The 19,818-nt window shown below is 36.5% G+C and carries 18 protein-coding genes; 10 read left to right on the top strand and 8 right to left on the bottom strand.

Annotated features, from left to right (window positions below):
* Positions 1 to 21: 21 nt before the first annotated feature.
* From LVD47_RS19990 to LVD47_RS19975, 4 genes are all read left to right on the top strand, one after another.
* Positions 22 to 1,629, top strand: a complete 1,608-nt coding sequence (locus tag LVD47_RS19990; RefSeq protein ID WP_236980012.1) for a BCCT family transporter — start codon at positions 22 to 24, stop codon at positions 1,627 to 1,629.
* Positions 1,619 to 2,482 carry a universal stress protein gene (locus LVD47_RS19985; RefSeq protein ID WP_236980010.1) on the top strand — a complete coding sequence of 288 codons (864 nt, stop codon included), beginning with the start codon at positions 1,619 to 1,621 and terminating at the stop codon, positions 2,480 to 2,482. Before LVD47_RS19990 ends, LVD47_RS19985 begins: the two co-directional genes overlap by 11 nt.
* A gap of 109 nt (positions 2,483 to 2,591) precedes the next feature.
* Positions 2,592 to 3,584, top strand: a complete 993-nt coding sequence (locus tag LVD47_RS19980; RefSeq protein ID WP_236980008.1) for a GSCFA domain-containing protein — start codon at positions 2,592 to 2,594, stop codon at positions 3,582 to 3,584.
* Positions 3,585 to 3,595: 11 nt separating this feature from the next.
* The gene (locus LVD47_RS19975; RefSeq protein ID WP_236980006.1) at positions 3,596 to 4,807 is read left to right on the top strand and encodes an aminoacetone oxidase family FAD-binding enzyme; all 1,212 of its coding nucleotides are present in this window, start codon (positions 3,596 to 3,598) and stop codon (positions 4,805 to 4,807) included.
* Between the two features lie 32 nt (positions 4,808 to 4,839).
* On the opposite strand, the gene LVD47_RS19970 is transcribed toward LVD47_RS19975, so the two are convergent.
* Complete coding sequence (locus LVD47_RS19970; RefSeq protein ID WP_236980004.1) at positions 4,840 to 6,372, bottom strand: T9SS type A sorting domain-containing protein; 1,533 nt, start codon at positions 6,370 to 6,372, stop codon at positions 4,840 to 4,842.
* Positions 6,373 to 6,460: 88 nt separating this feature from the next.
* Between LVD47_RS19970 and mdh the strand changes: the two genes are divergently transcribed.
* From mdh to LVD47_RS19955, 3 genes are all read left to right on the top strand, one after another.
* Entirely contained in the window at positions 6,461 to 7,390 is a 930-nt protein-coding gene (gene mdh, locus LVD47_RS19965; protein WP_236980002.1) for a malate dehydrogenase, read from the top strand.
* A 162-nt stretch (positions 7,391 to 7,552) separates the two neighbouring features.
* Complete coding sequence (locus LVD47_RS19960) at positions 7,553 to 8,650, top strand: vWA domain-containing protein (protein ID WP_236980000.1); 1,098 nt, start codon at positions 7,553 to 7,555, stop codon at positions 8,648 to 8,650.
* A 131-nt stretch (positions 8,651 to 8,781) separates the two neighbouring features.
* A complete protein-coding gene (locus LVD47_RS19955; RefSeq protein WP_236979997.1) occupies positions 8,782 to 9,717 on the top strand; it encodes a hypothetical protein in 936 nt (311 codons plus the stop codon).
* On the opposite strand, the gene tilS is transcribed toward LVD47_RS19955, so the two are convergent.
* From tilS to LVD47_RS19935, 4 genes are read right to left on the bottom strand one after another with little or no spacing between them, the layout of a single operon-like run.
* Positions 9,656 to 11,044 carry a tRNA lysidine(34) synthetase TilS gene (gene tilS / locus LVD47_RS19950; RefSeq protein WP_236979995.1) on the bottom strand — a complete coding sequence of 463 codons (1,389 nt, stop codon included), beginning with the start codon at positions 11,042 to 11,044 and terminating at the stop codon, positions 9,656 to 9,658. The two genes, LVD47_RS19955 and tilS, sit on opposite strands and share 62 nt — an antisense overlap.
* Complete coding sequence (gene mltG, locus LVD47_RS19945) at positions 11,045 to 12,076, bottom strand: endolytic transglycosylase MltG (protein ID WP_236979993.1); 1,032 nt, start codon at positions 12,074 to 12,076, stop codon at positions 11,045 to 11,047.
* Positions 12,073 to 12,891, bottom strand: coding sequence for a 3-methyl-2-oxobutanoate hydroxymethyltransferase (panB, locus tag LVD47_RS19940; RefSeq protein ID WP_236979992.1), 819 nt, complete (start codon positions 12,889 to 12,891; stop codon positions 12,073 to 12,075). Before panB ends, mltG begins: the two co-directional genes overlap by 4 nt.
* 6 nt (positions 12,892 to 12,897) lie before the next feature.
* Positions 12,898 to 13,848: a pyridoxal-phosphate dependent enzyme gene (locus LVD47_RS19935; protein ID WP_236979991.1), complete on the bottom strand. Its 951-nt coding sequence runs from the start codon at positions 13,846 to 13,848 to the stop codon at positions 12,898 to 12,900.
* A 156-nt stretch (positions 13,849 to 14,004) separates the two neighbouring features.
* On the opposite strand from LVD47_RS19935, the gene LVD47_RS19930 reads away from it, so the two are divergent.
* From LVD47_RS19930 to LVD47_RS19920, 3 genes are read left to right on the top strand one after another with little or no spacing between them, the layout of a single operon-like run.
* Positions 14,005 to 14,691 (top strand): DUF502 domain-containing protein, encoded by a 687-nt coding sequence (locus LVD47_RS19930; RefSeq protein ID WP_236979990.1) that lies wholly within the window; start codon positions 14,005 to 14,007, stop codon positions 14,689 to 14,691.
* Entirely contained in the window at positions 14,615 to 15,589 is a 975-nt protein-coding gene (locus LVD47_RS19925) for a zinc-binding dehydrogenase (RefSeq protein ID WP_236979989.1), read from the top strand. Before LVD47_RS19930 ends, LVD47_RS19925 begins: the two co-directional genes overlap by 77 nt.
* Entirely contained in the window at positions 15,586 to 16,083 is a 498-nt protein-coding gene (locus tag LVD47_RS19920; protein WP_236979988.1) for a metallophosphoesterase family protein, read from the top strand. Before LVD47_RS19925 ends, LVD47_RS19920 begins: the two co-directional genes overlap by 4 nt.
* 88 nt (positions 16,084 to 16,171) lie before the next feature.
* Here the strand turns inward: LVD47_RS19920 and LVD47_RS19915 are convergent, their stop codons facing one another.
* Genes LVD47_RS19915 through LVD47_RS19905 form a run of 3 tightly spaced genes read right to left on the bottom strand, consistent with a single transcriptional unit; the run spans position 16,172 to position 19,477 of the window.
* On the bottom strand, positions 16,172 to 17,686 hold the full coding sequence (locus LVD47_RS19915) for an NAD(P)H-hydrate dehydratase (RefSeq protein ID WP_236979987.1): 1,515 nt from the start codon (positions 17,684 to 17,686) through the stop codon (positions 16,172 to 16,174).
* A 50-nt stretch (positions 17,687 to 17,736) separates the two neighbouring features.
* Positions 17,737 to 18,399 carry a bifunctional 4-hydroxy-2-oxoglutarate aldolase/2-dehydro-3-deoxy-phosphogluconate aldolase gene (locus LVD47_RS19910; RefSeq protein WP_236979986.1) on the bottom strand — a complete coding sequence of 221 codons (663 nt, stop codon included), beginning with the start codon at positions 18,397 to 18,399 and terminating at the stop codon, positions 17,737 to 17,739.
* Between the two features lie 40 nt (positions 18,400 to 18,439).
* Positions 18,440 to 19,477, bottom strand: coding sequence for a sugar kinase (locus tag LVD47_RS19905; RefSeq protein ID WP_236979984.1), 1,038 nt, complete (start codon positions 19,475 to 19,477; stop codon positions 18,440 to 18,442).
* Between the last annotated feature and the right edge of the window lie 341 nt (positions 19,478 to 19,818).

Genomic DNA, 19,818 nt, shown 5'->3' with positions numbered 1-19,818 from the left:
ATCGAAAGAAAAACAATTGGCATGATAAAAAAGTCAAAAGGAAAAAGGAATAAGTATTTTGACGTTCACAAACCTGTTTTTTATCCCGCATCTATTTTGATCGTTTTATTTATTGCCATAACATTATATGTAGGGGAACCCATGGAAGCCATATTTTCGCTTATATCGGCGGGAATGACGACTAATGCTGGTTGGCTTTTTGTATTCGCCGTAAATGCCTTTATTGTTTTTTGTATCTATCTGGCAGGCAGTAAATTTGGAAGGATCCGGCTCGGGGGAAAAGGGGCGAAACCAGATTTTAGTTTATTTGCCTGGTTTGCCATGTTATTTTCAGCTGGGATGGGTATCGGATTATTATTTTTTGGAGTCGCGGAACCTATTACCCATTACTCAAATCCTCCCTTACCGGTTGATACACCTGCTCAAGCTGCTCAAAATGCAATGAATTTTACCTTTATTCACTATGGGTTTCATGCATGGGCAATTTATGCTATAGTTGGCCTGGCCCTGGCATTTTTTGCTTTTAATCAAAAGCTTCCGTTGACGATTCGTTCTGTTTTCCACCCATTGCTTGGGGATAAAATATACGGGCCACTTGGCAATATCATTGATGTGATAGCTGTAGTTGCTACTTTATTTGGATTAGCCACTTCTCTAGGTTTTGGTGTGCAGCAGGTTGCTTCGGGCTTGCACTATCTTTTTGGAACGCCCAATACGACCTGGATGCAGGTAGTACTGATCATAGTGATTACCTTTGTAGCCACTGGTTCTGTCATATTGGGTCTGGATAAAGGTGTTCGTGTGTTGAGTGAGCTAAATATGAAAATGGGATTGATTTTGCTGGTATTGGTATTACTTCTCGGACCAACTGTATTTTTACTTGATGGTTATATACAAAATGTGGGATCCTACCTTTCCAATGTGGTAAAACTTGGATCCTGGACGGAAACATTTGCTGGAACAAACTGGCAGAATGATTGGACTGTTTTTTATTGGGCCTGGTGGATCTCCTGGTCGCCTTTTGTCGGGATGTTTATCGCTCGTGTCTCCAAGGGGCGGACAGTGCGTGAATTTATATTAGGAGTACTTTTAGTTCCTTCTTTTTTAACATTTTTATGGATGTCTGTCTTTGGAGGATCAGCTTTATTTGTTGAAATGAATGGGATTGCCGATATTGCAAGTGCAGTTAATAATGATATTTCAACGGCATTATTTGTATTATTGGAAAGTTTACCGCTTTCAACAATTACGTCCTTTATAGGAATAGCTTTGGTTGCCAGCTTTTTTGTGACATCTTCGGATAGCGGATCGTTGGTAATCGATAGTATTACTTCCGGGGGGAAATTAGATGCACCTGTCGGTCAAAGAATATTCTGGGCGCTATCAGAAGGAGGGGTAGCAGCCACTTTATTAGTGGGGGGTGGATTGACAGCATTGCAGACAGCTGCAGTAACCACAGGACTTCCCTTCACCCTGGTACTATTTGTTATGTGCTTTTCCCTGTATAAAGGGTTGAATGAAGAACTTAGTGATTGGAAAAGGGTCGAAAAGAAAAAAGAGAGAAAATCGTATGAGGATACGATACGACAACTAATTAATAAGCGATCAAATACTAGAAATGAAGATTGATTTTAATAAAATAACGGTAGCTCTTGATCTGACGGAGATGGATGAAATCCTAATTCGTTACGTGGATTATCTGGCTGATAAATTAAAAGGGGTTGAAGAGGTTACCTTTTTTCATAATATTAAATATGATTTTCCCGAAGATGTAGAAGAATTGATCAATGAATTGGATAAACCCCTGGCCGATTTGATACGAGATGATATTCTTGAAAAAATAAACCTAAATTTTACTTCTAAAAGTATTTCCACTCAAGTGGTAATAACCCAGAAAGATTCGAGCTCTCACGCCATAGCTGAAAATGCTAAAAGTACTCAATCCGATATCATTTTAGTAGGGAAAAAAGTCAACTATGAGGGCGCAGGCATTATGCCGGGTAAGTTACTAAGACTGACCGAAGCATCTGTTTTGTTTTTACCGGAAACAGCCTACCACAATATTTTTAATATTCTTAATCCGATTGATTTCACTGCATCGTCATTAACAGCTTATAAAGTAGCGGAAGAAATAAAGAACAGGACAGAAGCTAATTTATCATGCCTACATATTTATAATATACCTATGAATTATTTTCCATACATACCGCTGGAGAAAGTGCGCAGCAAAGTGGTAAATAGTTCTGAAAAAGAATACCAAAGTTTTTTGAGAAAAGCCGATAATTCTGGAGAAACCAATTGCGTATTTATTGATAGTAAAAATCGATCTATAGCCCAGAGTATTTATAATTATGCCTTCCGCAAACATTTTGACTTTATAGTAGTAGGGGCTCGTGGGAGAACTTCCTTTGTCGGGAGTGTTGCCGAAGGATTATCTAATATGGATATGCATATCCCTCTTTTGATTGTAAAGAAAAAGTGAGTTTCAATAATTTATTTATTTGTATCCATTCAGCTATCCTTTCGATAGATTACAGGGTATGTTCGATTCTTTGGACCGGTTTTGTTGATTGATTTCATATTTTTGTATCATGTTGAGACATACTGAATTCAAAAATTTTTTGTGGGATAATCCTTTTAACTATAACGATCAGTTTTTATTTATAGGTAGTTGTTTTACTCAACACCTATCGCAATATTTATCTTCCTTAAAATTTGGCGTTATATCGAATCCATTTGGAAATGTATACAATCCGTATTCCATAGTTGAACAATTAAATTTCCTTTGTGAAAAAAAAGATTTCAAACAAGGGGTGGAAGTCAATAGTAACAAATATTTTCATTGGTCAATGCACAGTGATATTGCCGCTAAATCATTACATGAATTGTACGCTGGTATCAAAGAGAAAATCTCCGATTACAAGCAATGGTATTCTTCTGACGGAAGAAAAGTTTTAGTTATCACATTGGGGACTTCCTGGGTTTATGAATTGATTCAGAGTAATGATATTGTAGGGAATTGTCATAAGTATCCAGCAAAGTTGTTTACCAAAAAAAACTTATCCCTAGATTATTTATTGGAAATTTTGAATTCCGGACTCGAAATGATTCGTACACAATTACAGCATGATATTCATTTTATTATAACCGTAAGTCCAGTCCGTTATTTACGGGACGGCTTTGTCGAAAATCAACGCAGTAAAGCAAGATTATTATTGACGGCGGAAAATCTGGCCAGCATAAGAAGAGATGTATCCTATTTTCCATCATATGAATTATTTATGGATGATTTGCGTGATTACCGGTATTGTGGAAATGATCTTGTTCATCCTAATGAAATGGCAGTAGAATATATCAGAGAGAAATTCACAGAATGGTGCTTTGATGATTCAACGCAACAAATTATAAAGGATGTGAAAAAATTAAATAGGGCTATGAGCCACAAATTAGGGGCCATGTCATTTGGTAAAGACTTAGAAGCTTTTGCAAATTCACAACTTCGTTTAATTAAAAGAATAGAAGCCCGGGATGTCTCCATTGATTTATCAGGGGAGCGTAATTATTTTAATAATTTATTGATATAAAATAATTTATATTGAAAATTGCTATCATAGGTGGTGGTGCTGCTGGTTTTTTTGTTGCGGCAAATTTGCATAATTTTTCAGGAGAAAATGAAATTATTATATTTGAACAAGGTAAGAAAACCCTTCAAAAGGTAAAAATTTCCGGGGGTGGAAGATGCAATGTTACCCACGCCTGTTGGACACCTCATGAATTGATCAAATATTATCCAAGAGGAAGTAAAGAATTATTAGGGCCATTCACTAAATTTTGTTGCGGGGATACCATAGAATGGTTTGAGAAAAGAGGCGTTCCTTTGAAGATTGAGGAAGACGGCAGGGTATTTCCCCAATCCAATGAATCGCAATCTATAATTAATTGTTTGGAGCAAGAAATAAAAAAGAATAATGTTCATGTCAAATTAGGGTATAAATGGACCGGTATCAACCCCATAAATATTCATAATACATATGAAATACATTTCTCAAACGGCCAAAAATATGAAGCCGACAGAGTAGTAATTAGTACGGGTGGGAATGTTTCATCCTGGAGAAATTTGGAGAGGATGTCCGCATCTATTGTTTCTCCCGTACCTTCATTATTTACTTTTAATATAGCTGATCCGCAGCTGAATAGATTAGCTGGTATTTCGATCGCGCATTCAAAAATATCCATAGATGGGGTGGGAGAAGAAAGTGGACCTTTATTGATTACGCATTGGGGGATGAGCGGTCCTGTCGTCCTCAAAATGTCATCGTTCGGTGCTTTGGAATTGGCAAAACGAAATTATAATTTCATGCTTAAAGTACAATGGGCAAAGTTAAAGCCATACAAACACTGGGTGACAGCAATGAGGGAAACCTATGGGAAAAAAATAATTTCCAACGCCATTCCAGCACCTAATATACCCAAAAGATTATGGGATTACTTTTTGATTAAATCAGGAATAGACTCCAATGAAAAAGTAGGGCAAGTCACAAAAGAAGAATGGTATAATTTGTATTCAAATATTACATGTGATAAATATAAGGTAAAAGGGAAAAGCACATTCAAAGAAGAATTCGTAACAGCTGGGGGAATAGATTTAAAAGAAATTAATTTTAGAAATTTTGAATTTAAAAAATCACCCGGTATTTTTTCCGCCGGGGAAATTCTCAATATCGATGCGATTACAGGAGGTTTCAACTTCCAAAATGCATGGACGGGTGCGTATATTATTGCCGATTATTTAAATTCAGAATTGTAATTACCTATATAATCCAGGATGATTGTTGAAAACTACTGTACGATAATCCTTTCACTAATTACTTTGTTACCATTCCTAATGGTTAAAACATACATTCCGGACGAAAGGTCATAAACTTCTAGCCTGGAATGAAAATCACCGGTAATTTTTTCAGACTTTGATTGTAACAATTTTCCTTGCAGGTCAAAAAGTTGAAGATCAAATTCTTTAGTAGAATTTAATTCGTATTTAATATTAATGAATTGCTCACCAGAACTCAAAATATTTGGGAAAATATTAATTTTATCACCATCCGGAAGCTGATGAATATTTGTTTGTTCTCTGGTAATAAATGAATATTCCTGTGAAGGCTCTGTGCAAAAAGTAAATGAATTGACGGGTACAATTCTCCAGTAGTATCTGGTGTCTAATCTCAAGTCGTTGGGATCGACATCAACCTGATTGCCATCCGTTGTGAGGTTAACGGTTAATCCATTATTGAATAAAACACCATTGAATCTTGAAATTTGAATTATATATTCCTGAACACCAGGAATGGGTTCCCATTGCAGGCGTACCTGATCGTAATTTATATCGCTGTTTTCATCCGGTGAAATTGCATTGATTATATCTCCTGAAAGCGTTTCTCCAGGAACGAATTCATATTGCAGGTTTTCATATTCACCCTCTAAAATAGAAAGCATTTCTGCTTTCTGTTCTTCGGAAAAATATTCCTGGCATCTATTAAAACTGTAGGACATAAAATTTTTAGCATCGACTTTAAATTCTTCCCCGTTGGGATCAATATAACTATCCAGGCTGAGTCCATCCTGGTCGCAGTTCCATCTTTCACTAATATAATCAGGTGGTGTGTCACAAAATCCATCACTGGCATTTTCACAATGCTTACCGGCTACGGTTTCCGTATATAACGTATCCCTTCCGCGAATACGCAAAGTCCTGGGCACATTATCAGCGTTATAAGTTCTATTTTCCCATCCATAGAAAGTGTGAGATAGACCAAAAAAATGTCCCATTTCATGCGTCAATGTATGAGTCCCACCTGCAAAACAATCTTTGGACACAGCAACTGCAGGATTAGAAGTATTAAAATAGCCACAATTACCGTTTGGGCTTTCAACTATATATATATTAAAAGCATTTCTATTATTAAAATTTCTCATCATCTCATAACCGTCAGAAAGGTCATGCTCATAATAGTCGTCGTTATTTATCCTTGAAATTTCTCCAGAAAGATAGAATTGAATATTAAGACTACTAAAATCTTCATTGAGAGTACAAAGAGATTCTCGAATATCCAGTGCATTCATATGGCCGTCACCATTATCATTGCCAACCGAAAACACTTTTATCGGATAAAATAAAACTGTATTGGCCCTCGTCTTTATTGTATTTGTGGTTTCTAACCCAGAAATATATTCCGATAAATCCTGAGTACCACATACTTCATTATCTAGTGAGATGTTTTCCTGACCAAATGCGAAATCAATTAAAAACAATACCCATAATACAGGAATTATTATTACTTTCATCGCCGAATTGATGTTGCTTTTGAGATGTCGCATAGCATCAAATTTAAAAATAATTTTCTATTAGTATATTAAACAGTATATATTTTATAGATGTTTTATAAACTTTAAAATAATTTAAAAAATGCAGAAAGTTACAGTAGTGGGAGCAGGTAATGTAGGTGCCACTGTCGCCAATGTACTCGCTCACAAAGATATTGTTAATGAAGTCGTACTACTCGATATTAAAGGGGACCTGGCTCGAGGTAAGGCACTAGATAGCTGGCAGCAAGCTCCCATTGATTATTATAGTACTAGACTAAAAGGATCCGAAGATTATAAAGATACGGCCAATTCAGACATTGTCGTTATTACAGCGGGTATTCCCAGAAAACCAGGCATGAGTCGTGATGATCTGATTTCAACCAATGCGAAAATCGTAAATACTGTAACTTCTTCTATCCTTGAATATTCTGAGGACCCAACAATTATTGTAGTGTCAAATCCATTGGATGTAATGACATATGCTGCATTTGTCCACTCAAAATTACCAAAGAATAAAGTATTTGGAATGGCAGGTATTTTAGATACAGGAAGATATCGTGCTTTTTTGGCCTCGGAACTCAACGTTTCTCCTAAAGATATCCAGGCAGTTTTAATGGGAGGACATGGTGACACCATGGTTCCACTACCTCGTTATACGACCGTTGCGGGTATCCCTGTAACAGAAATGATCTCCAAAGAAAAATTGGATGCTATTGTTGAACGCACAAAAAAGGGGGGAGGTGAACTCGTACAATTAATGGGAACATCAGCCTGGTATGCCCCGGGTGCGGCAGCTGCTCAAATGGTAGAATCGATCGTAAAGGACGATAAAAGGATCTTCCCATGTTGTGTATACCTTGAAGGAGAATATGGAATTAACGATATTTTCCTGGGAGTTCCTGTAAAATTGGGTGCCAATGGAATTGAAGAAGTTATTGAACTTCAACTGAATGATGAAGAAAAAGAATTGCTAAGCCAATCTGAAAAACACGTAAGAGAAGTAATGGACCTTTACAAAGGTATGAATTAGACTTTCGATACTTTTGAGATAACATTTCAAGAAAAATTATTCAAAGAGACTCTTTAAAAGGGTCTCTTTTTTTATTAATTTCAAACTATTCGATTTTGAATTCGTTTATTGACATATATGGCTGGTGAATTTTCTGGCTATAAATAAAAATAATTTATATATATGCGAGGTTGGTTGATATCTGATTATATTCCGGAAGAAAATGAACAGACTCTTTTCGATTCCTTACTCAAGGTTTTTCAGGAACTTTTAATGCAATCAGGTGGCAATGCTGCCGAAGCACTGGCATGGTTGACCCAACTTGACAATATATATAAGTTGACGAACCAGGATTATACTATTTCAGATTTTATTGAGGAACTTAAAGAAAAAGGCTTTTTAAAAGAAGAAACTTTTAATTCAGGCAAATTTACACCTACCTCAAAAATGAATATTACGATTCGCAAAGAAGCTTTTAACGATATTTTTGGCAAGATTAAAAAAACGCAAAAAGGAAATCATAATAGCAAAGTTACGGGTAGGGGAGAAGACTATATTTCTGATCTCAAGTCTTTTGAATTTGGGGATAAAATTGAAAATATTGCAGTAACTGAATCACTCAAAAATTCCTATATAAATAACGGAATTGACGATTTCATGCTTACCCATCAGGATCTTGAAGTACATGAAACATATTATCAGAGTAAGATGAGTACTGTTCTCATGATTGATATTTCCCATTCGATGATTTTGTATGGAGAAGATCGGATTACACCGGCCAAAAAAGTAGCTATGGCTTTGGCCGAATTTATTCGTTCTCGCTATCCGAAAGACAGCTTAGACGTACTCGTTTTTGGAAATGATGCCTGGCCTATTAATATAGAAGATTTGCCTTATTTGGAAGTAGGTCCTTACCATACTAACACTGTAGCTGGCCTCGAATTGGCCCTGGATTTATTGAGAAAGCGTAGAAATCCGAATAAACAGGTATTTTTAATTACAGACGGGAAACCCACTTGTATCAAAAAAGGTAAAAAGTATTATAAAAATCCATTTGGCCTGGATCGAATGATTATGAATCGTACCCTGAATCTGGCAACGAGATTTCGTAAACTCGATATTCCGATTACTACCTTTATGATAGCCTCCGATCCATACTTGCAGGAATATGTTGAATTATTCACCAGAGCCAATAACGGCAAAGCATTCTATTCAGATCTTAATCAACTAGGTGAATTTATATTAAGAGATTATAAGAATCGAAAGGACAAAAGATATTGAAAGATATCTTTCCCGGCCGGGATTTAGTACTTGTAATTTGTTGCGTATTTTATCGTAAATATAAGGTCGATAGACACCTAATATAATATTGATTCGTTATTGAAGTTATAAATTCGAATTATACGATTTATATGAAAAGATTATTTTTTTTGTTTTTAGTGTTATGCACCATTAGTATTCCCCATGGAAAATCTTTGTCTATTGACAGTATAGCCAAATATTCAAGCATATTGGTAAGAGATTCGATATTGGAGAATAGACAAAATGCATATTTATTTTTAAATGATAACCTGGGAAAGGTTTTGGATGAATCTTTTTCAGATTTAAGTGTGAATTTTCCGGAATTGGAAGGACTTTCGGTATTGGAGGATAGCGCGCGTTCAATACGAGTTATTACGTATCAACTATATACTGATACCAGTGAATATAGTTATGGCGGTTGGATTCAAGCTGAAAATTTGAATCGTCCAGTTTTCTTAGAGGATAAATCGATAGTTTGGGAAATGGATTCTGATCTGGACTATATGGAGTTTTCACCTGAAAATTGGTATGGGACTCTTTACTATCAAATCCTTCCGGTAAAAATACAGGGCAAAAGATCAATTTACGCGTTATTTGGATTCGATAATTACCATTTTTATACTAAAAGAAAAGTTATCGAATTCCTGGTTTTGGACAACGGGAATGTCCATTTTGGTTCTCCACTTATAGAAATGGAGCAAAATCTTCCTGAAGAATACCGAAGGTCTCGATTTATTCTGGATTATGCCGTTCAGGCACCGGCCACGTTGCGATTTGATAAAGAGGAAAATAAAGTAATATTTGATCATTTAATAATAATGAAAAGTAATTATTCTGATCAAAAAGTGATGAGAGTACCAGACGGAACTTACTCAGGTTTTTCCATTAACGAAAATGGAGTTTTCTCCTTCATTGAAAAATTGTATAATCAAACAATGGAAGAAGCACCCGGAGGGAGAGATAAAAAAGATACCGGATTGGATCCTATTCTTGGGCATTCTTCTGACTTGAAAAAAAGGGGTAGTAAAAAGCGGGGTCAAAATTAATTACGAGGCTGTTTTTATAGTCATTTCTCATAAATCTTTCATCATTGCGCATTCCTAAGATAGCAATTATATTATTATTTTGATCAGCTAAAATTCGAACTTTATGTTTTAGAAAACGCGGTACTTTTTCATCTGTAAAATATTTTTTAATTGACTTCTTATGGCTTTCCATTCCTTCCGGAAAAAAATAATCCCCACTATTCCAGGTACGAATTGTCAAAGGGAATTGAATTTTACTTTCGTCTAATTTTATCGTATAACCATTATTCTTTTTGGTGTTACCAACCCAAATGCGATCTCCATTTTCAAAGGTAATCTGTCTTGACTCTTTTATATTCCAAATCCTTGTTTCTAATTCCTTTTGCATAAAAGTATTATCTACAATAAAAAGCGTTTCACGATCATAAAATAGGGAATAGATATCACTGTAAAATTGATTTCCGGTTTTCAATAAGTGAAGGTTCTCTGTGAGCTGGGAGGCTTGGGTAGAGTGTAGTCCGCAATTTAGAAGGTATAGCTTCAATAAAAATAGATCCTCAGGATTATTATCAAGATTTGAATAACAGAAATATAATATTCCCGGACAATATTTGCGTACATTTAAAGATATAAAGTTATTTAATTTAATATCAATAAAACATTGATAATCAGATAAATTAGATATAGTACTTAATGTATTGGTGTAATGTCTATTATCCCAGGAAGTAATTAATGGAATTAATTTGTGACGAATTTTATTTCTTAAATAATCATCTTTTAAATTACTAGAATCTTCCCTGAAAGGAATTGATTTTTCAGATACATACTGGGCAATTTCTTTTCTCGAAACTGTAAGCATAGGCCTGAATATAGTCCTTTCTCGAAGGATAGGAATTCCAGATAACCCCTTCAGACCAGTTTTTCGAAATATATTAATAAAGAATGTTTCAATATTATCATCACTATGATGGGCGGTAACAATAAAATCGAATGTATATTCCTGTTGCAAGGAATGAAAATAATCATATCTCAATTTTCTGGCGGCCTCGTGTGTAGAGACTTTGTTTATTTTTGAATAAGAAGAGGTATTAAAGGAAGTTGTGAAAAATGGAATTTTATTATTTGTACAGAATTCTTTGATGAATTGTTGATCTTTATCGGATTCATCTCCTCTGAGTTGAAAATTGCAATGAGCAACAGAAAAATTTTTATTCAAGACCGTAAATATATGGATCATAGCCATAGAATCTATCCCGCCGCTTACTGCCAGGAGGTAACGGGTCGGATTTGAATAGGGTAATTTTCTTTCAATTTTTTCAATATTTTTCTGAATCTTTTGTACCAACATCTAACGAATACCTCTTTGATTTAACCATCTTCTATACGCAGCTGCATTTATATTGTGTTCACGGATGTTTGTTGCAAAATTATGCAAACCACTGTTATCGGGTTTGGAGCACATATAAAGATATGAATGTTCATCGTGATTTAGAACGGCATCTATCCCGCTTATAGATGCTATTCCAATGGGGCCGGGAGGAAGACCGGGATATTTGTAGGTATTATAAGGAGAGTCAATTTCCAGATGTTTGTATAATACCCGGCGTGCGCCCTGTAATTGATTGGCAAAAACTACCGTAGGGTCAGCCTGAAGTAACATGCCTTTTTCCAATCTATTGAGGTATAATTTTGCAACTATAGGCTTTTCCCTGGCAGCGAGTGTTTCCCGATCTACAATAGTAGCAAGTGTATATATTTCATGTGGTGTCATCCCCAGTCTCTTTGCTTTTTGCAGCCTATCGTTACTTTCCCAAAAAGTATTGTGTTCTTTTATTAATCGTTTGGATAATGCTTCACAATTCGTCATCCAATACATTTGGTATGTATTTGGAATAAACAATGTAAAAAGAGAATCCCCGGCAAAACCATTCTCATTGAGGAGATCGGATTGTTGGATACAGGTTTTTAATTCAAGGGAATCCATTAATAAATATTTACTCAATTTTCCGGCAAGTTCCCCTAAAGAATTTTCGTTATAAATTATGACATTAACCGGTTCTACATTTCCCGAACGTAATGTATTAATTAATTCGCGGTTGGTACTAATACCGCCAAAGTTGTACCGTCCTGGTTTGGTATTAGTAAATTCAAAATCCAGTACTTTTTGGGCCCTTTCAAAAGATTTTTTATTGAGGAGGAAGGGTTCTATTTTGGTCCGAATCGAATCCTCTATCGAACCCGGATAAATATATACGATCGAATTTTCATTTTCGCGAATGTTCTCACCAAAAATTGATTGATAATACAACCATCCGACATAAGTACCTATACCAAGCAAAACTATAACTATAGTAAAAATAGTTATTAATTTTCTATTCATTTATATTGCTCACTTTGGTTTGGAAAATCAAAATTTTTGACATCTTTTTTATACTCCTGAGCGGCATCGAAAATATCTTTGTATAAATCCCTGTACCGTCTTAAAAATCTGGGTTTGAAATCCTTGGTAATACCTAGCATGTCGTGCGTAACCAAAACCTGACCATCAACTTTATCACCGGCTCCAATTCCAATAGTCGGAATCGAGATGCTACGGGTTACCTCTGCGGCTAAAGTAGTAGGTATTTTTTCCAAGACGATCCCGAAACATCCCAGTTCTTCGAGTAATAACGCATCCTTTTTTAATCGTTCAGCTTCTTCTTCCTCCTTGGCTCTGACGGTATAAGTACCAAACTTATAAATTGATTGCGGCGTTAGGCCCAGGTGTCCCAAAACCGGAACCCCTGCGGATAATATCCTTTTAATACTATCTTTTATTTCGATGCCTCCCTCTATTTTGACCGCATGTGCGCCCGATTCTTTCATTATTCGAATCGCAGATGACAAGGCTTTTTTGGAATTCCCCTGATACGTACCGAAAGGCAAATCGACAACAACCAATGCTTTTTGTGTGCCTCGAATGACGCTTTCTGCCAGGAAGATCATTTGATCCAGGGTGATAGGCAAAGTTGTTTCATGACCCGCTACTACATTTGATGCCGAATCTCCAACTAATAATACCTCGATGCCGGCTTCATCCAATATCCTGGCCATAGAATAATCATAAGCCGTTAGCATTGAAATTTTTTCCCCGGCTTCCTTCATTTGCCGCAAGGTGTGTACGGTAATTCTTTTTACCTCCTTAGATATTGACATGTTGATCTATTTAAAAATTTGGGCCAAGTTAACTAAATCTATGTTACCACCAGTAATAATTATCCCAATTCTCTTGTTACTGAATAGCTGTGGGTTTTTCCTGATAACAGCAAGTGGGACAGCCGATGAAGGTTCAATCACAATTTTTAAGTATTGGTATATATCTTTCATAGAAGTAATTATATCGGCTTCCGAAACTGTCAAAATATCTGTTACCAGTGATTGAATAATTGGGAAATTGTTTTTTCCTAATTGAGTTCTTAGGCCGTCTGCTATGGTTTGAGGCTCAACACTAGGTACAATTTTTCCTGTTCTGAAAGATCTGGCGGCATCATCAGCCCCTGAAGGTTCTGCTCCGTAGACTTTTATTTTTGGTAGTAAATTTTTACTGGCCAGGGCAGCTCCTGCCAGGATTCCACCACCTCCTACCGGTACAATTACTATTTCAATGTCCGATTCTTCCTCGATTAATTCCTGGACGGCAGTAGAATTGCCGTAAATCATATCCATGTCATCAGAGGGATGCATATAAATTGCCTCTGGATGTTGATTTATAAATTCATGCAGTTTAGCTTCTCTCGACTGAGGACTGTTTTCCGAATAAATAATTTTTCCATTCCATCTTTTTACACCTTCTACTTTTATTTCTGGTGCATTGCCCGGCATGACTATAGTGGATTCAACACCCATCAAATGGGCTGTCTTAGCCAACGCTTGAGCAAAATTACCCGAGGAATGGCCGGCTAAAGATGTCTTACCGGTTCGTTGGATTTTTTTGAAGGCACTGTAATATGCGCCCCTCAATTTAAAGGATCCGGTTATTTGAAAATTTTCACATTTAAATAAAACCTTAGCTCCATATTTTTCGTTCAAGAGGGTAGAATATAGGATAGGGGTATAAGAAATATGATTGTGAATTATTCTTCGTGCCTCGCGCAATATTTTTAACTCTGTCATCGCTGATAATTTAATCAATTGAAGTATAAACAAAACTAATAAATTGAGCTTGTACTTCGGACTGAAAATGTATGTATAACAAAAATAGTAAACTGGCAATATGAAAATAAGTAATGCTGTATTTATGAAATTGATTATTGTAAAATTGGCATTTATATGAAGCTAGATAATGGAACCAGGAACTTTATAAAAACCACAATTATTGGTGGTCTGATCGTTATTTTACCAATGGCCATATTTTATATAGTCACTACCTTTATTTTTTATACGGTAACCGGTGTTGTCAAACCCTTATTAGGCCTTTCAAATGCGCATGAAGTTTTTGAATACCCTTTATTGGTTGACTTTTTTGCCCTTGTATTTTTAATATTGCTTTGTTTTTTGATCGGGTTGTTTGTAAGTACACCTCATGGTAAAAAATTGGTAGATAGGGTAGAGCGTCATATCTTGTTTAAACTTCCCTACTATGGAACCATAAAAGAAGCGGTACAGCAATTAATTGGGAATTCAAATATGAACTTGTTCAAGGTTGTCCTTATCGATTTGTATAATACGGATACTTTAACGACTGGGTTTTTGACTGATGAAACATTAGGTGAATATTGTACCGTATTTGTACCTACAGGACCTAATCCTACGAGCGGATTTATTTACCATGTAAAAAGATCTCAAATTATTGTAATTGATGTAAAACCCGAGGAGGCGATGCGATCGATTATCGCTGTAGGGTCTGGTTCATCAAACATTTTGAACAAACATTTTTTATATGAAAGCGGCCATTCTCAAAAAACTGAATCAACCACTCCAGATAATTCAACAGCCAAATCCGAAGTCAGAGAATGACAGGGAGGTCATTAATGTAAAATATGCATCTCTCAACAGACGGGACTATTGGATTACGAAGGGATTGTATCCCAATATAAAATTACCGGTGATACTGGGTTCTGACGGTGTAGGTGTTCGGGAAGACGGAGAGCGTGTCGTTGCAAATCCTGGAATTGACTGGGGAAATAATGATGCTTTCCAGGAAAAACAATTTCATATAAAAGGAATGCCGGAAAACGGATTTTTGGCCGAAAAATGTGACCTACTAAAATCTCAAATTTATCCAGCACCCCATTTTCTGACGGATCAGGAATGCGCAGCATTGCCCTTAGTTGGATTGACAGCATATCGAAGTTTATTTAATAAAGGGTGTTTAAAATCCGGTCAAAAAGTTTTAATTACGGGAGCGGGAGGAGGTGTAGCCTCTATCGCTATACAGATGGCAGTAGCAGCCGGATCAAAAGTTTATTGCACTACCTCTTCGGAATATAAATTGGAACGTGCTAAAGCTATTGGAGCTGTTGATGGTGTTTTATATACTGAAAAGGGATGGTGGCAAAGGTTGAAAGAATGCTCCAAAGGATTGGATCTTATAATCGACGGTGCAGGAGGGGATGATTTTGATAAATTACTGGATCTCTGTAATCCAGGAGGCAAAATAATTGTATACGGAGGCACCCAAGGGGCCTATCCTCCTATTAATCCAGCGAAAGTATTTTGGAAGCAAATTTCAATTATTGGCACTACTATGGGAAGTAATTTTGATTTTCAAAAGATGCTTGTCTATATTAGCCACCATACAATACGACCAGTTATCGACAAGGAATTTGCGCTGGAAAATATTAATGAGGCATTAGAATATTTAGGGAATTACGATCAATTTGGAAAGATTATAATAAAAATTAAAGAGGATTGAAAATAGGGGTACTTTCGGATACACACAGTTTTTTGGATCCAACAATTTTACAACATTTTGAAGATGTTGATGAAATATGGCATGCAGGTGATATTGGCAAAATTGAAATTATGGATCAGCTTGCATGCATTGCCCCGGTAGAAACAGTATATGGTAATATAGATAATCACATTATTCAATCTGAATACGACGAATACCTATGTATGGATAGATCCGGTATTAAGGTATTGATGATTCATATCGCCGGAAAGTTTGGGTACTATCATTCACATGTCAAAAACCTTATCCACCAATTCCATCCCAAGATTCTCGTTTGTGGGCACTCCCATATTCTTAAAATCCAATATGATAACAAAAATAATTTATTGTATGTAAACCCTGGAGCCTGCGGACATCATGGATTTCATTTAATGCGGACAATTCTTAAATTTGAAATCAACAGTGGTAAAATCGAAAATATGAAGGTCATTGAATTGGGTAGGAGGGGAAGATAAGAAGGAATAACACCAAGCAGCCTCAAATTTTAGAATTCAGGCTGTTTGAGAGATAAACAGAACTACAAAATAAGATCTATGTATATCGCTAATATCCAAAAGTATCCTGAAAGGCACTTCCCAAATAATCGATAATATCAGAACTAATCAGGGATATTTCTCCTTTGTCTTTACTGGCCAGGTCACCTGCCATGCCATGTAAATATACGCCGGTCAGGCAGGCTGCTAGTGGTGGAATCCCCTGAGCTCGGAAAGAGGTCAAAATACCTGTAAGAGTATCGCCGCTTCCCGGTGTTGCCATCCCCGGATTTCCGGTTGAATTGAAAAATATTCTACCATCCGGAGTTGAAATGGATGTATGAGCGCCCTTAAGAACAATATAAATGTGATGTTCTTTTGAAATTGTAAGTTGGATATTAAGTTTTTCTTCATCGCTCTCCCAGCTCCCGAATAATCGTCGGAATTCTCCGGGATGGGGTGTAATAATTGAATCCGCAGGAATTGCTTGTATCCAATCTTCCTTGGAAGCGATAATATTTAAAGCATCTGCATCTAATACTAAAGGTTTTTTACTTTGTTTTAAAATGTAGAGTAGAGCTTCTTCAACACCAGATCTATGATCTATTCCTGAACCGATACCAATAGCTGAATATTTTTGGGTATCTATGCAGGAATGGAAATAATAATCGTGATCATCAACAGAAACCATAGCTTCAGGAACCGAAATCTGCATAATAGGATAGCCGATTTTAGGCACATGACATGTTAATAACCCAACACCGCTTCTCAGGCTAGATCTTGCGGCCAGGATGGCTGCACCCATTTTACCATAAGACCCGTTTATTAAAAGGGCATGGCCATATATCCCTTTGTGGGAAAACTTCTTCCGCTTAAGATTTACACTTGATTGAACAAGTGCCTTGGTTACATAAAATAAATTAGTATGCAGATCTTTGGTTTCTGAATAGGAAAGTCCAATATCCACAATATCCCATTCTCCGGTATATTCGCCACTTTCACTGTAAAAAAATGATTTCTTTGGCTGTCCAATTGTAAATGTAAAGTCGGCTTTGACAGCTTCCGTCCCATACCAGGAATCAGGATGTAATCCTGAAGGAATATCAATACTTATAACTGTGACACTTTCTGAATGACTATTGACATGCTTCACCAGGTGCAACCATAATCCGGATAGCGGACGATTAATTCCATTCCCGAATATGGCGTCTATTACTATAGAATTATTAGGCAGATTGGGAAAATCGCTTTCGGAATGAATTGTACTTTCGGTTAAATACTTCATTCTTGGAAGTTTTGAGCGCATTTTGGAGTTCTCATCCGTTGGTTGGGCATAATCACAATAATATAATTCCACTATATGCCCATCTTCGCTGAGTAAGCGCGCCAATCCAATGCCATCACCACCGTTATTGCCGGAACCGGCTAAAATTACAAAAGGACGGTCTACATCTTTTACCGTATCTTTTAACTGACGATATAAAGCATAGACCGCTTTTTCCATTAGTTGAAAGGATGAAATTCCCAGAAATTTCATCGTCCTTTTATCCAACTCTCCCGTATTTTCCTGATTAAGTACTTTCATAGTTTTGATAAAAATGTCAATTTACCAAAATCTATTATACTTCAAAAACTTCAGAGTTGGGAAATAGTAGATAATGTCTGACGTACTTTATCTTCCAGCCCCTGCCAATCTTTATTGATCAAAATATCTTTTGAAATTAATTTAGAACCAATACCTACGGCACTAACTCCGGCAGAGAACCAGGATTTTAAATTATCTAAATCAGTGCTTACCCCTCCGGTAGGCATGATTTTCGTCCATGGGCTGGGGCCTTTTATCGCTTTTACAAAACCGGGACCATACACGCTCCCAGGGAAAAGTTTGACAAATTCACATCCCATTTCTTCAGCATTTCCTATTTCGGTAAGTGATCCGCAACCGGGGACGTAAAGAACCTTTCTGCGATTACAAACCCTTGCGACATCTTCGCGGTATGATGGTCCCACGATAAAGTTGGCCCCCAATTGCATATAAAGCGCTGCAGTGGGAGCGTCATTAATAGAGCCAATACCCAAAATCATACCGGGTAAATTTTCAATGGCGTATTTATTAAGTTCAGAAAATACATCCTGGGCATAATCACCCCTGTTCGTGAATTCCAGTAATCGGGCGCCTCCGTCATAACACGCTTTCAAGGCAGCTTTTGATAATTCAATATCCTTATTATAGAATAAAGGCATAAGCCTTTGGTCTTCTATATTCTGAATCACTTCAGATCTGAAATACTGAGCCATATATTGTAATTTATTTTGTTATTTATTATTTATTACTGATTTATCGGCTTACTCTTCCGGATGCATCACCTCCCATTAATTTTTCGACTTCAGAGACAGTAACCAAGTTGGCATCTCCAAAAATTGTATGTTTCAGGCAGGATGCGGATACAGCAAAATCAAGAGCACTTTGCAAGTCATCTTTATAATGAATCAATCCGTAAATTAATCCACCCATAAAGCTATCTCCTCCACCGACTCTATCTACAATATGCGTGATATCAAAATCAGGACCCTTTAATAATTTATTACCGTCATATAATACGCCTGACCAGGTGTTATGTGAGGCACTAAGAGAACCTCTTAAAGTAATAATCACCTTATTAATTCGTGGAAATCGCTCCATAAGTTGTTTGCAAACGGATTCATACGCCATTGCATCCATAGTATCTCCTTTTGAGACATCTACCCCTTCAGGATGGATTCCGAAATGCTTTTCTGCATCTTCTTCGTTACCTAATACAATATCACATCCAGCAACCAGATCAGGCATTATCTCAGTACTTTCCACGCCGTATTTCCATAAGTTCTTACGATAATTGAGATCTGTTGATACAGTAATACCCAAATCATTAGCGGCCTGGATAGCCTGCTTACAGACATCCGCAGCTTTTTGGGAAATGGCAGGAGTAATGCCTGTCCAGTGAAACCACTGTGCGTCTTGAAAAACCTCTTCCCAATCAATCATGCCTTCCTCGATTTCAGATATAGCAGAATGAGCGCGATCGTAAACTACTTTACTACCCCGTGAAACGGCACCAATCTCAAGAAAATAAATACCCAATCTTTCTCCTCCTCTGACTATATGATTAACGCCTACATTCTTTTTCCTCAATTCGGCCAAAGCACAATCTCCAATGTCATTTTTTGGCAATCGGGTAACAAATTCTACGGGGATCCCATAATTAGCAAGCGAAACCGCAACATTAGACTCTCCACCTCCATAAACTACATCAAAAGATGAAGCCTGAGAGAATCTCAGGTTACCGGGAGGGCTTAGACGTAACATAATTTCACCAAAAGTGATTACTTTTTTCATAATTCTAGCAGTGTTTTATTTTGAATTGATAAAATTGATAAAAATAATGCAATCCTTAAAACGTTTAAGTTATTTTTTTGAAAATTCCTTAAATACCTGAATTTGAACATCGTAAATAAGTGCAGTTATTGTGGATGTTATATTTTTTTTCAATTTGAAGTATATATCCGTGTCATGTGGGTAGTGAAACACGGTAAACTTGTACGGCTTGTCCAAGCTCAATCATCGGGTAGTGATGTCAAAATGAAAAACGCAGATATTAGCTAACTACGGGGTCCCGAAAGGATACGCATTAGGAAGAATTAAGATTTAACAAATATATTTTTTCACAATGTGAAGTT

This window comes from Membranihabitans maritimus, from assembly GCF_021729145.1.
Taxonomy (GTDB): domain Bacteria; phylum Bacteroidota; class Bacteroidia; order Chitinophagales; family Saprospiraceae; genus Membranihabitans; species Membranihabitans maritimus.
This window is presented reverse-complemented; position numbering and strand designations above follow the sequence as displayed.

Coding starts and splice junctions, on each gene's coding strand:
- LVD47_RS19905 (WP_236979984.1), bottom strand. CDS start 19,477: ATGAAAAAAGTAATCACTTTTGGTGAAATTATGTTACGTCTAAGCCCT.
- mdh (WP_236980002.1), top strand. CDS start 6,461: ATGCAGAAAGTTACAGTAGTGGGAGCAGGTAATGTAGGTGCCACTGTC.
- LVD47_RS19935 (WP_236979991.1), bottom strand. CDS start 13,848: ATGACAGAGTTAAAAATATTGCGCGAGGCACGAAGAATAATTCACAAT.
- tilS (WP_236979995.1), bottom strand. CDS start 11,044: ATGTTGGTACAAAAGATTCAGAAAAATATTGAAAAAATTGAAAGAAAA.
- LVD47_RS19970 (WP_236980004.1), bottom strand. CDS start 6,372: ATGCGACATCTCAAAAGCAACATCAATTCGGCGATGAAAGTAATAATA.
- LVD47_RS19915 (WP_236979987.1), bottom strand. CDS start 17,686: ATGAAAGTACTTAATCAGGAAAATACGGGAGAGTTGGATAAAAGGACG.
- LVD47_RS19930 (WP_236979990.1), top strand. CDS start 14,005: ATGAAGCTAGATAATGGAACCAGGAACTTTATAAAAACCACAATTATT.
- LVD47_RS19990 (WP_236980012.1), top strand. CDS start 22: ATGATAAAAAAGTCAAAAGGAAAAAGGAATAAGTATTTTGACGTTCAC.
- LVD47_RS19985 (WP_236980010.1), top strand. CDS start 1,619: ATGAAGATTGATTTTAATAAAATAACGGTAGCTCTTGATCTGACGGAG.
- LVD47_RS19925 (WP_236979989.1), top strand. CDS start 14,615: ATGAAAGCGGCCATTCTCAAAAAACTGAATCAACCACTCCAGATAATT.
- LVD47_RS19980 (WP_236980008.1), top strand. CDS start 2,592: ATGTTGAGACATACTGAATTCAAAAATTTTTTGTGGGATAATCCTTTT.
- LVD47_RS19955 (WP_236979997.1), top strand. CDS start 8,782: ATGAAAAGATTATTTTTTTTGTTTTTAGTGTTATGCACCATTAGTATT.
- LVD47_RS19960 (WP_236980000.1), top strand. CDS start 7,553: ATGCGAGGTTGGTTGATATCTGATTATATTCCGGAAGAAAATGAACAG.
- panB (WP_236979992.1), bottom strand. CDS start 12,891: ATGTCAATATCTAAGGAGGTAAAAAGAATTACCGTACACACCTTGCGG.
- LVD47_RS19910 (WP_236979986.1), bottom strand. CDS start 18,399: ATGGCTCAGTATTTCAGATCTGAAGTGATTCAGAATATAGAAGACCAA.
- mltG (WP_236979993.1), bottom strand. CDS start 12,076: ATGAATAGAAAATTAATAACTATTTTTACTATAGTTATAGTTTTGCTT.